The 13,059-nt window shown below is 58.3% G+C and carries 19 protein-coding genes; 13 read left to right on the forward strand and 6 right to left on the reverse strand.

Annotated elements, in window-relative coordinates:
- Positions 1–16 precede the first annotated feature (16 nt).
- The gene (locus tag TM5383_RS00265) at positions 17–253 is read left to right on the forward strand and encodes a hypothetical protein (protein ID WP_058317047.1); all 237 of its coding nucleotides are present in this window, start codon (positions 17–19) and stop codon (positions 251–253) included.
- A gap of 12 nt (positions 254–265) precedes the next feature.
- Complete coding sequence (locus TM5383_RS00270) at positions 266–499, forward strand: GlsB/YeaQ/YmgE family stress response membrane protein (protein ID WP_058317048.1); 234 nt, start codon at positions 266–268, stop codon at positions 497–499.
- 10 nt (positions 500–509) lie between these two features.
- Here the strand turns inward: TM5383_RS00270 and TM5383_RS00275 are convergent, their stop codons facing one another.
- From TM5383_RS00275 to ispH, 4 genes are all read right to left on the reverse strand, one after another.
- The gene (locus tag TM5383_RS00275; RefSeq protein WP_058317246.1) at positions 510–1,133 is read right to left on the reverse strand and encodes a trimeric intracellular cation channel family protein; all 624 of its coding nucleotides are present in this window, start codon (positions 1,131–1,133) and stop codon (positions 510–512) included.
- Between the two features lie 16 nt (positions 1,134–1,149).
- Positions 1,150–1,602 carry a ribonuclease HI gene (rnhA, locus tag TM5383_RS00280; RefSeq protein WP_058317049.1) on the reverse strand — a complete coding sequence of 151 codons (453 nt, stop codon included), beginning with the start codon at positions 1,600–1,602 and terminating at the stop codon, positions 1,150–1,152.
- A 31-nt stretch (positions 1,603–1,633) separates the two neighbouring features.
- Complete coding sequence (locus tag TM5383_RS00285; protein WP_076400105.1) at positions 1,634–2,080, reverse strand: DUF3429 domain-containing protein; 447 nt, start codon at positions 2,078–2,080, stop codon at positions 1,634–1,636.
- Positions 2,081–2,171: 91 nt separating this feature from the next.
- On the reverse strand, positions 2,172–3,122 hold the full coding sequence (ispH, locus tag TM5383_RS00290; RefSeq protein WP_058317051.1) for a 4-hydroxy-3-methylbut-2-enyl diphosphate reductase: 951 nt from the start codon (positions 3,120–3,122) through the stop codon (positions 2,172–2,174).
- Positions 3,123–3,299: 177 nt separating this feature from the next.
- Between ispH and TM5383_RS00295 the strand changes: the two genes are divergently transcribed.
- Entirely contained in the window at positions 3,300–3,722 is a 423-nt protein-coding gene (locus tag TM5383_RS00295; protein ID WP_143570256.1) for a c-type cytochrome, read from the forward strand.
- A gap of 120 nt (positions 3,723–3,842) precedes the next feature.
- Here TM5383_RS00295 and TM5383_RS00300 read toward each other — a convergent pair whose 3' ends face one another.
- Positions 3,843–4,412, reverse strand: a complete 570-nt coding sequence (locus TM5383_RS00300) for a LabA-like NYN domain-containing protein (protein WP_058317053.1) — start codon at positions 4,410–4,412, stop codon at positions 3,843–3,845.
- Between the two features lie 137 nt (positions 4,413–4,549).
- Between TM5383_RS00300 and folK the strand changes: the two genes are divergently transcribed.
- The 10 genes from folK (at position 4,550) to era (ending at position 12,872) form a co-directional block, all read left to right on the forward strand.
- Entirely contained in the window at positions 4,550–5,116 is a 567-nt protein-coding gene (gene folK / locus TM5383_RS00305; RefSeq protein WP_058317054.1) for a 2-amino-4-hydroxy-6-hydroxymethyldihydropteridine diphosphokinase, read from the forward strand.
- Between the two features lie 73 nt (positions 5,117–5,189).
- A complete protein-coding gene (rpoZ, locus tag TM5383_RS00310; protein WP_058317055.1) occupies positions 5,190–5,546 on the forward strand; it encodes a DNA-directed RNA polymerase subunit omega in 357 nt (118 codons plus the stop codon).
- A gap of 32 nt (positions 5,547–5,578) precedes the next feature.
- Positions 5,579–7,741, forward strand: a complete 2,163-nt coding sequence (locus TM5383_RS00315) for a RelA/SpoT family protein (protein WP_058317056.1) — start codon at positions 5,579–5,581, stop codon at positions 7,739–7,741.
- Between the two features lie 14 nt (positions 7,742–7,755).
- Positions 7,756–8,415 (forward strand): DUF2062 domain-containing protein, encoded by a 660-nt coding sequence (locus tag TM5383_RS00320; protein WP_058317057.1) that lies wholly within the window; start codon positions 7,756–7,758, stop codon positions 8,413–8,415.
- 54 nt (positions 8,416–8,469) lie between these two features.
- Positions 8,470–9,219, forward strand: coding sequence for a pyridoxine 5'-phosphate synthase (locus tag TM5383_RS00325; protein WP_058317058.1), 750 nt, complete (start codon positions 8,470–8,472; stop codon positions 9,217–9,219).
- Positions 9,216–9,845, forward strand: coding sequence for a LysE family translocator (locus TM5383_RS00330; RefSeq protein ID WP_058317059.1), 630 nt, complete (start codon positions 9,216–9,218; stop codon positions 9,843–9,845). The genes TM5383_RS00325 and TM5383_RS00330 overlap by 4 nt, the downstream gene beginning before the upstream one ends.
- 3 nt (positions 9,846–9,848) lie before the next feature.
- Positions 9,849–10,262: a holo-ACP synthase gene (acpS, locus tag TM5383_RS00335; RefSeq protein ID WP_058317060.1), complete on the forward strand. Its 414-nt coding sequence runs from the start codon at positions 9,849–9,851 to the stop codon at positions 10,260–10,262.
- A 99-nt stretch (positions 10,263–10,361) separates the two neighbouring features.
- Positions 10,362–11,183: a signal peptidase I gene (gene lepB, locus TM5383_RS00340; RefSeq protein WP_058317061.1), complete on the forward strand. Its 822-nt coding sequence runs from the start codon at positions 10,362–10,364 to the stop codon at positions 11,181–11,183.
- Complete coding sequence (gene rnc / locus TM5383_RS00345) at positions 11,180–11,857, forward strand: ribonuclease III (RefSeq protein ID WP_058317062.1); 678 nt, start codon at positions 11,180–11,182, stop codon at positions 11,855–11,857. The genes lepB and rnc overlap by 4 nt, the downstream gene beginning before the upstream one ends.
- A gap of 109 nt (positions 11,858–11,966) precedes the next feature.
- Positions 11,967–12,872, forward strand: coding sequence for a GTPase Era (gene era, locus TM5383_RS00350; RefSeq protein ID WP_058317063.1), 906 nt, complete (start codon positions 11,967–11,969; stop codon positions 12,870–12,872).
- Here the strand turns inward: era and TM5383_RS16650 are convergent.
- Positions 12,856–13,020, reverse strand: a complete 165-nt coding sequence (locus TM5383_RS16650) for a hypothetical protein (RefSeq protein ID WP_156415717.1) — start codon at positions 13,018–13,020, stop codon at positions 12,856–12,858. The genes era and TM5383_RS16650 overlap by 17 nt on opposite strands.
- Between the last annotated feature and the right edge of the window lie 39 nt (positions 13,021–13,059).

A 13,059-nucleotide genomic window follows, 5' to 3' on the forward strand; every position in this document is an offset into this window, starting at 1 on the left:
CCGGAGGGCACGTGCCATGTTTCCAACCCTGATCGGCACCGTGGTGATCGCGGGTATCCTTGGCTATCTGGTGGAAAAAACCGGCTTCACTCACAACGGTATTCTGCCGTCGATCATCATCTGTGTCGGCGGCGCGTTCCTGTTTTACTTCGTGCGGATCATGTTCGGCATCAGCTTCGGCCCGCCGGGCGTGGATGCGATCCTTGCCTCTATCGGGGCGCTGATCATCGTGCCAACGCGCTGGCGCAAGTAAGAGGGGATCGCGATGCCTGTTTTGTTTCTGATCATCGTCGGTGCGGCCGCTGGCCTGATCGCCACGCGGGTGATGCGGGTCGAGGCATCGTTGATGGCCACCATAGGGATTGGCATTGCGGGGGCGTTGATTGGCGGGCTGGTGCTGCGCTTTCTGTTGGTGGTGTCTGGCATGGCGGCGGGACTGATCGGCGCCGTTCTGGGCGCGATGCTGCTGATCTGGATCTACCAACAGTTTCGCCGTTAGCACGGCGCGCTTACTGACGGGGTGGCCGGCTTTTGTAGACGGGCAGCGCCCAGCCGAAATGCAGCGATCCAGCACGCAGTGCCCATGTTGCCACACCGCCAGCGATCAGGGCAGGACCACCGCCAAAGCCCACCATAGTTACAATGATTGTGGCCAATGCCCCAAGGGCGGCAGCTGTCACATACAGCTCTCCCTGTTTCAGGATTAGCGGCACTTCGTTGCAGACCACATCGCGCATCAGCCCGCCAAAGGTGCCGGTTGCCACGCCCATGACCACCACAATGGCCCAATGACTGCCCAGATCCAGCGCCACAGCCGCACCCGCAGGCACCGCAACAGCGAGGGCTAGGCTGTCCAGCCACAGCAGCGCGCGATAGCGGCTCTCCAGCAGGTGGGCCGTGAAAAACACCAAGGTGGCGGCAAACACCGCAACGCCCAGAAACCACGGCGCGCCGATCCAGAACAGCGGGTTGCGGTCCAACAACACATCGCGCAAAGTGCCGCCGCCCAATGCGGTGAGGGCCGCGATGAACAAAAAACCGATCAGATCCAGCTGCGCTCGCGATGCCACCAATGCGCCGGTAAGCGCAAAGATCAGCACAGACGCGGTGTCCAGCAGCACCTGAAGGGTCAGTGCCTCTGGCATCGGATCAGTCTTTGAACGGCGCCATGCCGGCGCGGGCCAGCTCATCAGCGCGTTCGTTTTCGGGGTGGCCCGCGTGGCCTTTGACCCATTGCCATGTGACGGTGTGGCGGCTTTGCGCGGCATCCAGCCGTTGCCACAGCTCGACGTTTTTCACCGGCTTCTTGTTCGAGGTTTTCCAGCCGTTCCGCTTCCAGCCGAAGATCCAGCCGGTGACACCGTTTTTCACATAGGCGCTGTCGGTCACAACGGTCAGGGTCGAGGGGCGCTCCAACGCTTCAAGCGCCGAGATTGCCGCCATCAGTTCCATCTGGTTGTTGGTGGTAGCCGCCTCGCCCCCTTTCAACTCGCGCTCTTTCAGCACGGTGTCCCCATCCATTGCCCGCAGCAACACACCCCAGCCGCCGGGGCCGGGATTGCCGGAGCACGCTCCATCGGTATACGCAAAGAGTTCAGCCATACCCGCGCAGTGCCAGCGCTGGCGCGGGGCGTCAAGGGGTTTGGCCAAGGCCGATGAGGATCAGAGCCGCCAGAACAACGGCGCTGATCATGAGCCGCAAACGTAACCACCACGGGGGTGCGAGTGCTGATCGTTGCAATAGGGCGTCTATCGGCAACAGTGCGGCAAAGAGCGCGGTGAGGATCCAGTGGCGCGCAACCGCCCCAATCGCGATGGGGGCCATTGCATGATCCGTCAGCAGGAAAAATGCTGCCAGCGCAGGTAGAACGCTGAGGGCATAACCCCACCAGACAGCTGCCCGCGCGGCAAATCCCCAGTGTGTGCCTGCCATGAAACACAGGATCACCAGACCGTAGCTTTGTGACAGTTGCAGCGCTGTTTGAGCGTCCACTGGACCCAGTGCCGCAAAGAGAAAGGGTAAAGTGCCCGCTAGTCCAAGTACAAGGGCAGGGCGAGGTATGGAGGTGGGCGCAGGCATTGGGCAAGTCTCGGTAGCTGTTGGAACCTTGCCCAGCCTAGCTAGCGCGTCACGGGCGTTGGTCACGCTTGATCTGTAGGCGTTGACGACTTTATCCCGGAACGCGCAGAACCCGTGGCACTTTGAATTCCACGTTCTCCTTGGCGGTTTCCACCTCTTTGACGGTGACCTCATAGCGGGCTTTGATGGCGTCGATGACTTCGTTCACCAGAACCTCCGGGGCGGATGCGCCGGCGGTGATGCCGATGGATGTGATCCCGTCCAGCGCGCGCCAGTCGATATCGGTGTCACGTTGCACCAGTTGCGCATAGGCGCAGCCGTTGCGCGCGCCCACCTCAACCAAACGACGCGAGTTTGATGAGTTTGGCGCGCCAACAACCAGCAGCGCATCGATGTGGGCGGAAATGGCTTTCACCGATTCCTGACGGTTTGTGGTGGCGTAGCAGATGTCTTCTTTGTGCGGACCTTGGATCGCGGGGAAGCGCGCCTCTAGCGCGGCAACGATATCCTTGGTGTCGTCCACTGACAGCGTGGTTTGGGTCACAAAAGCCAGCTGTTCAGGATCGCGCACGTCTACGGTGGCGACATCTTCGACTGTTTCGACCAACAGAACCTCACCATCGGGCAACTGCCCCATGGTGCCGATGGTTTCAGGGTGGCCGTCGTGACCGATCATGATGATTTGCAGACCGTTTTCAGAATGGCGCTCTGCCTCGATGTGGACCTTGGATACCAGCGGGCAGGTGGCATCGACATAGATCATTTCACGCGCTTCGGCGGCGGCAGGTACGGATTTTGGTACGCCATGCGCAGAGAAAATCACTGGCCGGTCATCGGGGCAATCTGTCAGCTCTTCGACAAAGACCGCGCCCTGTGCCTTCAGGCTGTCGACGACAAATTTGTTGTGCACAATCTCGTGCCGCACATAGACCGGTGCGCCCCATTTCTGGATCGCCATTTCCACGATTTTGATGGCCCGATCGACACCGGCGCAAAAGCCGCGGGGTGCGGCGAGGTAGAGGTCAAGGGGCGGTTTGGTCATGGCTGGTTTCCTCTGTCGCTTGGGGCAGAGGTAAGGCGCATTGCCGCGCGGGTAAAGGGGGCTTGACCTTCCTATGCTGGAAGGTGGCACCCTTTATTGATAGGAGGATGCTCTATGCACAGAAAAACAAAGAGGGTGATATTGGCTGCAGGCGCCCTGTGTGGCGTCGCGATCGTCATGGCCCTTGGATATGGGCAGGATGTGCAGAACCGTGTCGACGGTTTTTTACCCTACACAGATACAGCCGCTGTTGCGCGCGGGGGGCAGTTGTATGCGGACTATTGTGCCAGTTGTCATGGTGCCAATCTGGAAGGACAGGCGAACTGGCGCGACCGGGATGCGGATGGTTATCTGCCCGCCCCGCCGCATGATGCCAGCGGGCACACTTGGCACCATCCCGACGCCCAATTGTTCATGATTACTAAATTCGGGACCGAAGCGATTGTGGGCAACGGGTATCGCAGCCGGATGGCAGGGTATCAGGATATGTTAACGGATGCTCAGATTGCCGAAGTGTTGGCCTTCATCAAAAGCACTTGGCCCAAACAGATCATTGAGGCGCACAATAAACGGAATGCCGTTGCTGCACTGACAAATTGATCTTGTCGTCGTCGCCGCAAGAGAAAATGAAAAAAACCGGAGCCTGCAGAGACTCCGGTTTTTGTTTTTCATAAACCACCCAGTGTCGGCATCCCCTCCGATTGGGGTGGGATGCGAATGTTATGGCGCAGTGTAGGCCAGATCGCGTTCGGCCGGGGTTTCTCGAGGTGGGCGACCGATCACTTCTTTCAGTTCATCCAGCTCGATGAAGTTGTCAGCCTGGCGGCGCAGTTCGTCTGCGATCATCGGCGGTTCGCTGCGGATGGTCGAAACGACCGAGACGCGCACGCCTTGACGCTGCAGGCTCTCAACCAGCGGACGGAAATCGCCGTCGCCGGAGAACAGAACAATGTGATCCACACGCGGTGCCAGTTCCATGGCATCGACGGTCAGTTCGATGTCCATGTTGCCCTTAACCTTACGGCGGCCTTGGCTGTCGGTGTATTCTTTGGCGGGTTTAGTCACCATCGTGAAGCCGTTGTAATTCAGCCAATCAACGAGAGGCCGAATCGGCGAATATTCAACGTTTTCCAGCAGTGCGGTGTAGTAAAACGCACGCAGCAGTTTTCCCCGGCGCATGAATTCCTGACGCAGCAGTTTGTAATCAATATCAAAGCCTAATGCCTTGGCTGCAGCGTACAAGTTCGATCCATCGATGAACAGCGCCAGCCGTTCGTCTTTGTAGAACATAAAATTTCCTTCCGATTAACTAGCGCGTAGCGATCCGTGAGTGAGTAAAAATGTGTGCCACACAGCTATTGATCAAAAATAAGTTGTCGTCCAAACGGACGCAAGGGATGCCTCATGTTCAAAAGGATAGGGTATAAATGGTTAAAAATCATCAAATTTTGATCGCTTTTGGCGGCAATATACCTCTTGAAGGCGAAAGTCCGCTTGCCTTTATTCCCCGCGCGCTGACCCGCCTTGCAGAGCTGGGCTTGCAGGGGCAGGTTTGCAGCCCCTTGTATCAGACTCCTTGTTTTCCTGCAGGGGCCGGTCCTGACTACGTGAATGGCGCTTTGGCTTGTCAGGCAGACCTAACGCCCGATGCAGTTCTTGAAATTCTACATCAGGTAGAAGAGGAGTTCGGTCGCGCCCGTACGTCACGTTGGGCAGGGCGCACTTTGGACCTTGATTTGTTGGCGGTTGACCAAACCCTATGCCCAGACGAAAAAACGGTCCGAAGCTGGGTTGAGCTGCCGTTGGAGGTGCAAAAACAACGAGCACCTGAACAACTGATTCTCCCGCATCCGCGGATTCAGGATCGGGCTTTCGTCCTCGTGCCGCTGCGAGAGGTGGCTCCAGATTGGATGCATCCGCTGTTGGGTAAGACGGTCGCAGAAATGTGCGCCGAGTTGCCGGAAGACGCCGTTTCAGAGGTGATTTGCCTTTGATTATCCCTTGTCAATCCTGCGTGTCCGCAGTAAAAGCCGCCTTTCTAGCCCTTTCCATGATCGGAGTGTCGTAATGGCCCGCGTTACCGTTGAAGATTGCGTAGACAAGGTTCCGAACCGTTTTGAACTGGTGATGCTGGCATCGCATCGCGCCCGTGAAATCGCTTCCGGTGCGCCGCTGACCGTCGATCGCGACAACGACAAAAACGCCGTTGTGGCCCTGCGCGAGATTGCGGATGAAACCCAGTCTGCCGACGGCCTGCGCGAGCGTCTGATCGAAAACAACCAGACCCAGATCGAAGTGGATGAGCCCGAAGAAGATTCGATGGCCCTGCTGATGGGTGGCGGTGAAGCTGACAAACCAGCAGAGGACGACATGTCCGAAGAAATGCTGCTGCGTCAGCTGATGGAAGCACAAGGCCAGGGCTAAGACCCCAGCTATAGGTTAAGGACGCGGAAGGTATGATTGCGGTTGACGATCTGATCGCACTGGTTCGCAACTATAACCCCAAAACCAATGAAAAATTGCTGCGCGAGGCCTATGATTATGGCCTTGCGATGCATGAGGGACAATTTCGTCACTCGGGTGAGCCGTATTTCACCCACCCTATCGCCGTCGCTGCCATTCTGACTGAGCAGCGGCTGGACGACGCCACCATCATCACCGCCCTGCTGCACGACACGATCGAGGATACCAAAGCCTCGTATTCCGAGGTGGCTGAACGCTTCGGCACCGATGTAGCTGATCTGGTCGATGGTGTGACCAAGCTGACCAACCTGCAGCTGTCCAGTTCCGAGACGAAACAGGCGGAAAACTTCCGCAAGCTGTTTATGGCCATGTCCAAGGACCTGCGGGTGATCTTGGTGAAGCTGGCCGACCGTCTGCACAACATGCGTACGATCAAGGCGATGCGCCCTGAAAAGCAGGCGCAGAAGGCCCGTGAAACCATGGATATCTTTGCCCCGCTGGCGGGCCGCATGGGTATGCAGTGGATGCGCGAAGAGCTGGAAGATCTGGCGTTCAAGGTGCTGAACCCGGATGCGCGCGCGTCGATCATGCGGCGGTTTGTGATGCTGCAGAAAGAAACCGGGGATGTGATCCACCGCATTACCGGCGATATGCGGTCTGAATTTGAAAACGCAGGACTAGAGGCGCAGGTTTTTGGCCGCGCCAAAAAGCCCTATTCGATCTGGCGCAAGATGTCGGAAAAGGACGTCGGCTTCTCACGCCTGTCGGACGTCTACGGCTTCCGTGTAATCACGGATAGCGAGGATGATTGTTACCGCGCCCTCGGTCAAATCCACCAGCGCTGGCGCGCCGTGCCGGGCCGGTTCAAGGATTATATCAGCCAGCCGAAATCAAACGGGTACCGTTCGATCCACACCACTGTGTCGGGCCGTGACGGCAAACGGGTAGAGGTGCAGATTCGCACCCGCCAGATGCACGATGTGGCGGAAACCGGTGTTGCCGCGCATTGGTCCTACCGTGACGGTGTGCGGTCAATGAACCCCTTTGCGGTGGATCCGGCAAAATGGCTGGCGGGTCTGACGGAACAGTTCGATGCGGAGGAGGACCACGATGCCTTCCTCGAAGCGGTCAAGCTGGAGATGTATTCCGATAAGGTGTTCTGCTTCACCCCGAAAGGTGAAGTCGTGAAGCTGCCCAAAGGCGCGACGCCACTGGATTTCGCCTATGCGATCCACACCCGTATCGGCAACGCCTGTGTTGGTGCCAAGGTGGACGGCATGCGCGTACCCCTGTGGACACGGGTGAAGAACGGCCAGTCGATCACAATCATCACCGCCGAAGGCCAAATCCCGCAGGCTACTTGGCTGGATATTGCCATCACCGGCAAGGCCAAAACGGCCATTCGCCGCGCGCTGCGTGAGATCGACAAAGAGCGCTACGGCAAGTTGGGTCGTGAATTGGTGCGTTCGGTCTTTGAGCATGCCGATAAAAAGGCCACGGATAAGGTTTTGGAAACTGCAGCCCGTAATCTACGGGTTGAAGATGTTGAAACCCTTCTGGCCCGTCTGGGCAGCGCTGAAATCACTGCGTCGGACGTGTTGCATTCGGTTTACCCCGAACTGAAAGAGACCGAAGTCGACAATATTGAGCCGCGCCGTGCGGTCGTCGGCCTGTCGCCGGATCAAAGCTTTGACATCGCTAAGTGCTGCCAGCCGTTGCCTGGCGAACGGATCGTTGGCATCGGCAGTCGGGGCAAGGGCGTGATGGTCCACGCAATCGACTGCGAATCGTTGCAGGCCTATGAACACCAGATGAACCGCTGGCTGGATCTGCACTGGCATGCGGGCAAGCACCCGGCCATCCACCATTCCACGCTAGAATTGACCATTGGCAATGACGCCGGCGTATTGGGACGAATTTGCACATTGATTGGTCAGTGCAAGGCCAATATCTCGGATCTCGAGTTCATTGATCGCAAGCCGGATTTCTTCCGGATCAGGGTCGATATCGAATTGCGCGATGCCGAACATCTGCACACTGTCATGTCCGCCGTCGAAGCGGAAAGTGACGTTGCCGAAATTGCGCGGTTCAGGGATCCGTCGCGTGCCAATCAGGCCAGCACCCCCGGTGGCCAAGAACAGGCAAGTGGTGAGTAGGAGGGCGTAACGCCTTGGTTTTTAAACGCCGCGACAGACGACCGATCTGGAGGATCGTGTTTGAGTTCTTCTGGCCGCGTGGCGGCTGGGGGCGGGCCGCGCGTTACGTAAAACACCGTTTGCACCGTCTGCCTGGATCTCCGGAAAAGATTGCGCGTGGCATTTTTGCAGGTGTTTTCACGACTTTTAGTCCGTTTTACGGGTTACATTTTGTGGTTGCCGCGCTGTTGGCGACTTTGATGCGCGGAAACGTTCTGGCGGCGCTTCTGGCGACGTTTTTCGGCAACCCTCTGACCTATGTGCCGATTGTGATGACCTCTATGCGCACGGGCTATTGGCTCTTGGGGATGGATGGTGATCCCGAGGACGGCGCCGCGACGATTGGTGAGCAGTTTTTTGATGCGGGAAACGCCATTTGGCATAATCTGAAGGCCCCGTTCACTGGTGCGCCAACGGATTGGACGGATCTGTCGGTGTTCTACGATCAGGTCTTTTATCCCTTTATGATCGGTGGCATCGCGCCCGGGATTATCGCCGGTGCGATTTCCTATTTCATCTCTGTCCCGCTGATCCGCGCCTATCAAAATCGCCGAAAAGGCGTGTTGAAGGCGAAGTTGGACGCGCTGAAGAAAAAAGCGCATCTGAAGGGCGACGGTAGTTCCAAACCGGACTGACCCGCACTAGGTTGTGCGAAGACGGGGATCTCTCTAACGAAGGAGAAGAAGGCGATGGAGCCTTTGGGAAAACTGCGCCTTGGCGTGAATATCGACCATGTGGCCACTGTGCGCAACGCACGCGGCGGTGCCTATCCTGACCCACTGCGGGCCGCAAAGCTGGCCGAAGAGGCGGGCGCCGACGGTATCACTGCGCACCTGCGCGAAGATCGCCGCCACATCTCGGACGCTGATATCGATGGCCTGATGGAGGTGCTGTCGGTCCCGTTGAACTTTGAGATGGCGGCGACCGATGAAATGCAGGCGATTGCCCTGCGTCACAAACCCCACGCCGTCTGCATCGTCCCCGAAAAGCGCGAAGAGCGCACGACCGAGGGCGGCCTGGAAGTGGCGCGTGAGGAAAACAAGCTGGCCCATTTCATCGCGCCCCTGCGTGAAGCAGGCTGCCGTGTGTCGATCTTTATCGCCGCCGATCGCAAACAGATCGAAGCGGCTGCGCGCATCGGGGCAGAGGTGATCGAGCTGCACACCGGTGCCTACTGCGACTATTCCGCCGAGGGCAACCACGACAAAGCACAGGAAGAGCTGAAGGCACTGCGTGATATGTCGGCCTATGCCCATTCGCTGGGCCTAGAGGTGCATGCCGGCCACGGTCTGACCTATGACACCGTGAAACCCGTCGCTGCCTTCCCTGAGGTGATGGAGTTGAACATCGGCCACTTCCTCATTGGTGAGGCGATTTTCCGCGGCATGACCCCCGCGATTGCTGAAATGCGCCGCCTGATGGATGAGGCGCGGGCATGATCACAGCTGAATTTGCGGCGATCTGGATTGCATGGATGTTGGCCGGGGCGTCGCCCGGGCCAGCGACCATGGGGATTGCAGGCACCGCAATGTCAGCGGGTCGGACCTCTGCGCTGGCCTTTGCGGCTGGTATTTTGGCGGGATCGGCCAGTTGGGGCATTGCGGCAGCGCTGGGATTGTCGGCAGTGATGCTGGCCAATGTCTGGCTGTTTGAGGTGCTGCGCTATGTCGGTGCCGCTTACTTGGGCTGGCTGGCGCTAAAGGCACTGCGCCGCGCGTTGCAGCCCAACGGGGCCGCCGCCGCTGGCACACCGTTTTCCGGCAGTGCCCGCACCCTGTTTGCCAAAGGCATGGCAGTTCACCTAACCAACCCCAAAGCGATCCTCAGCTGGGGGTCGATCTACGCACTGGTGGCGCCTGCGGATGCGACGCCTGCAACGCTGTTTGGCTATTTCGGCCTGCTTTATGCGGGGTCGTTTATCATTTTCCCAGGCTACGCTCTCCTGTTCTCATCCGACCGCGTGGTGCGGGGCTATCGCCGTGCCAGCCGCTGGTTTGATTTGGCTTTTGCTGGCTTCTTCGGTTTTGCGGGTTACAAAATCCTGACCGCACGGTTCGCGAGCTGACCCATGATCCTTGGTATCGGCACCGACCTTGCGAACATTGACCGGATCGCTGGCACGCTGGAACGGTTTGGCGATCGATTCCGCAACCGCGTTTTTACCGATCTGGAACAGGCCAAGGCCGAACGCCGCCGCGATGTGGCGGGCACCTATGCTAAACGCTGGGCCGCGAAAGAGGCCTGTTCCAAGGCGCTTGGAACAGGTCTGGCGATGGGCATCGCGTGGAAGGATATGTCGGTTAAAAACCTTTCCACCGGGCAGCCGGTGATGGAGGTGACGGGCTGGGCGCGCGAGCGGCTGGATGAAATGACTCCGCCGGGGCATGAGGCGATTATTCATGTCACCCTGACCGATGATCATCCTTGGGCGCAGGCCTTTGTGGTGATCGAAGCGCGGCCAATCGTTCCGTCAGAGGGTTGAAAGCGGGCGGTTCACCGCCTGTTGCCTTGACAGCACTGGCGCAACCGCTCATCTACCAAACAGCTAATCTATTCAGTTGTTTTGCAGGAGTGAGCACAGATGGCATCAGAGGCCAAAAAGGGCAACGCGGTGGTTGAGACCATCAAAACGGTGGTCTGGGCGCTGGTCATCGCCGGTGTGTTCCGCACACTGTTCTTTCAGCCATTCTGGATCCCATCGGGTTCGATGAAATCGACGCTGCTGATCGGTGACTTCTTGTTCGTGAACAAAATGGCCTATGGCTATTCCTATGCGTCTTGCCCGAACATCCGCCCGCTGGGCCTAGATGCGAAGAACATCTGTGGGTTTCTGGATAATGAAAATACCCGTGTCTGGGGCGCAGAGCCCGAGCGCGGTGATGTCATCGTATTCCGCCATCCGGTGTCTGGGCAGGATTACATTAAGCGTGTGATCGGTCTGCCAGGGGATACCGTGCAGGTCCAAAACGGTATCGTCTATCTGAATGGTGAAGCTCTGCCGCAGGAGCCGACTGAAGATTTCGTTGAGGTCGCCGAACTGCAGGGGCCGCACCGTTTGAGCCCGCGTTGCAACAAGCCAGTTGGTGCCGGCGGCGATTGCCACAAGGAAGCGGCGATTGAAACCATGCCCGATGGTCGTAGCTACACGGTGCTGAACATTGGCAATCGTGGTGCTGATAACACCACCGTTTTCACCGTGGGTGAAGGTGAATACTTCTTTATGGGCGACAATCGCGACAATTCCACCGACAGCCGAGTGCCGAAACTGGCTGGCGGCGTTGGCATGGTGCCTTATGAAAATCTGATCGGGCGCGCGGATCGCATCATGTTCTCTTCTGGTGGGACGTCGATGTTTGCCTTCTGGACCTGGCGCGGGGATCGTTTCTTTAAGGCTGTGGAATGAAGATATCAGCAGAACTAGACGCCTTTCAGGGGCGCATCGGCTATCAGTTTAAACAGCCCGAACTTCTGGTTCGGGCTGTTACCCATTCGTCCAAGTCTTCGCCCACGCGTGAGGATAACCAGCGGCTGGAATTCCTAGGCGACCGCGTGCTGGGTCTGGTGATGTCCGAGGCGTTGTTGGCCCGTGACAAAGGCGCAAGCGAAGGCCAGCTGGCCCCGCGTTTCAACGCCTTGGTGCGCAAAGAGGCCTGCGCCGATGTGGCCAAGGCGATTGATCTGGGTGCGGTGCTGAAATTGGGCCGGTCTGAACAGATGTCGGGTGGTCGGCGCAAGCAGGCGCTGCTCGGCGACGCGATGGAGGCGGTGATTGCCGCCGTCTATCTGGATGCGGATTTCGAAACCGCCAAAGCGCTGGTGCTTCGGCTGTGGGGCGACCGGATTGATACCGTCGAATCCGATGCCCGCGACCCCAAAACCGCGCTGCAGGAATGGGCGCAGGCGCGCAAACAGACCCCGCCCAGCTATGTTGAACTGGCCCGTTCCGGCCCCGACCACGCGCCGGTCTTTACCATTGCCGTCACCCTGCAAAGCGGGGAAAGCGAACAGGCCACCGCCGCATCGAAACGGCAGGCGCAGCAGGCCGCCGCCAAGGCGCTGCTGGACCGTTTGACCTAAGAAAAACGTGGTTCTGGCCGAATCCTACAGGATCGGCTAGATCTGCATTCCTTGCCGGACAGACACTGAGGTCTGTCGCGGATACTGACTACCTGAGAAAGCAACACATATGACCACACGCGCCGGATTTATCGCTCTGATCGGAGAGCCTAACGCAGGCAAATCCACCCTCACCAACGCCATGGTTGGCGCCAAGGTGTCCATCGTGACCCACAAGGTGCAGACCACTCGTGCCCGTATTCGTGGCGTGGCGATGGAAGGCGATGCGCAGCTGGTCTTTGTGGACACCCCCGGCCTGTTCAAACCGCGCCGCCGTCTGGACCGCGCGATGGTTGCCGCCGCTTGGGGCGGTGCTGCGGACGCGGATATTATCGTTCTGATGGTTGAGGCGCACCGTGGCGTGACCGAAGGGGTTGAACGCATCCTTGATGGTCTGGGTGAGATCGGCACAGGCCGTAAGGTCGCGCTGGCGATCAACAAGATCGACCGTGTGAAGCCCGAGGTTCTACTGGCCCTCAGCGCCGATCTGAACGAACGCTATGACTTCGTGCATACCTTCATGATTTCGGCTGAAAAGGGCCGTGGTGTGAAGGATCTGCGCCACTGGCTGGCGAAGGAGTTGCCCGAAAGCCCGTGGCTCTACCCCGAAGATCAGATTGCTGATCTGCCGATGCGGATGATCGCGGCGGAAATGACCCGCGAAAAGCTGACCCTGCGCATGCATCAGGAACTGCCCTATCAGCTGACCGTCGAAACCGAGAGCTGGGAAGAACGCAAAGACGGCTCCGCCCGTGTGGAACAGGTGATCTACGTGGCCCGTGACGGCCACAAGGGCATCATCCTTGGCCATCGTGGGGAAACCATCAAAGCAATTTCCAAGTCCGCACGCGAAGAGCTGAGCACTTTCCTTGGCCGCAAGGTGCACCTCTTTTTGCAGATCAAAGTGCGCAGCAACTGGCTGGAAGAGAAAGAGCGCTACTCCGAGATGGGTCTCGATTTCAAAGATGGTGCCTGAATAGACCAATCGCGTGCAGATACCAGAATGCACCGAAGAAGCTTAGCAAACCACCCAGCATCGCCTGATAGGGATCTGGCAGCAGTTCGATATGCGCATAGGCCGCGCCCAATAGGGCAACACCGATTGTGATAAGGAAACGCGGCATGATTGTGCGTTTTCGGAAATTGGACATGCTCACCTCAAA

This window comes from Thalassovita mediterranea (genome assembly GCF_001458435.1).
Taxonomy (GTDB): Bacteria; Pseudomonadota; Alphaproteobacteria; order Rhodobacterales; family Rhodobacteraceae; genus Thalassobius; species Thalassobius mediterraneus.

What these genes read in the sequence shown, in the direction of transcription:
- TM5383_RS00265 (WP_058317047.1), top strand. Translation starts at nt 17, where the DNA reads ATGTTTCCAACCCTGATCGGCACCGTGGTGATCGCGGGTATCCTTGGC.
- TM5383_RS00270 (WP_058317048.1), top strand. Translation starts at nt 266, where the DNA reads ATGCCTGTTTTGTTTCTGATCATCGTCGGTGCGGCCGCTGGCCTGATC.
- rnhA (WP_058317049.1), bottom strand. Translation starts at nt 1,602, where the DNA reads ATGGCTGAACTCTTTGCGTATACCGATGGAGCGTGCTCCGGCAATCCC.
- TM5383_RS00285 (WP_076400105.1), bottom strand. Translation starts at nt 2,080, where the DNA reads ATGCCTGCGCCCACCTCCATACCTCGCCCTGCCCTTGTACTTGGACTA.
- ispH (WP_058317051.1), bottom strand. Translation starts at nt 3,122, where the DNA reads ATGACCAAACCGCCCCTTGACCTCTACCTCGCCGCACCCCGCGGCTTT.
- TM5383_RS00295 (WP_143570256.1), top strand. Translation starts at nt 3,300, where the DNA reads ATGGCCCTTGGATATGGGCAGGATGTGCAGAACCGTGTCGACGGTTTT.
- TM5383_RS00300 (WP_058317053.1), bottom strand. Translation starts at nt 4,412, where the DNA reads ATGTTCTACAAAGACGAACGGCTGGCGCTGTTCATCGATGGATCGAAC.
- folK (WP_058317054.1), top strand. Translation starts at nt 4,550, where the DNA reads ATGGTTAAAAATCATCAAATTTTGATCGCTTTTGGCGGCAATATACCT.
- rpoZ (WP_058317055.1), top strand. Translation starts at nt 5,190, where the DNA reads ATGGCCCGCGTTACCGTTGAAGATTGCGTAGACAAGGTTCCGAACCGT.
- TM5383_RS00315 (WP_058317056.1), top strand. Translation starts at nt 5,579, where the DNA reads ATGATTGCGGTTGACGATCTGATCGCACTGGTTCGCAACTATAACCCC.
- TM5383_RS00325 (WP_058317058.1), top strand. Translation starts at nt 8,470, where the DNA reads ATGGAGCCTTTGGGAAAACTGCGCCTTGGCGTGAATATCGACCATGTG.
- TM5383_RS00330 (WP_058317059.1), top strand. Translation starts at nt 9,216, where the DNA reads ATGATCACAGCTGAATTTGCGGCGATCTGGATTGCATGGATGTTGGCC.
- acpS (WP_058317060.1), top strand. Translation starts at nt 9,849, where the DNA reads ATGATCCTTGGTATCGGCACCGACCTTGCGAACATTGACCGGATCGCT.
- lepB (WP_058317061.1), top strand. Translation starts at nt 10,362, where the DNA reads ATGGCATCAGAGGCCAAAAAGGGCAACGCGGTGGTTGAGACCATCAAA.
- rnc (WP_058317062.1), top strand. Translation starts at nt 11,180, where the DNA reads ATGAAGATATCAGCAGAACTAGACGCCTTTCAGGGGCGCATCGGCTAT.
- era (WP_058317063.1), top strand. Translation starts at nt 11,967, where the DNA reads ATGACCACACGCGCCGGATTTATCGCTCTGATCGGAGAGCCTAACGCA.
- TM5383_RS16650 (WP_156415717.1), bottom strand. Translation starts at nt 13,020, where the DNA reads ATGCCGCGTTTCCTTATCACAATCGGTGTTGCCCTATTGGGCGCGGCC.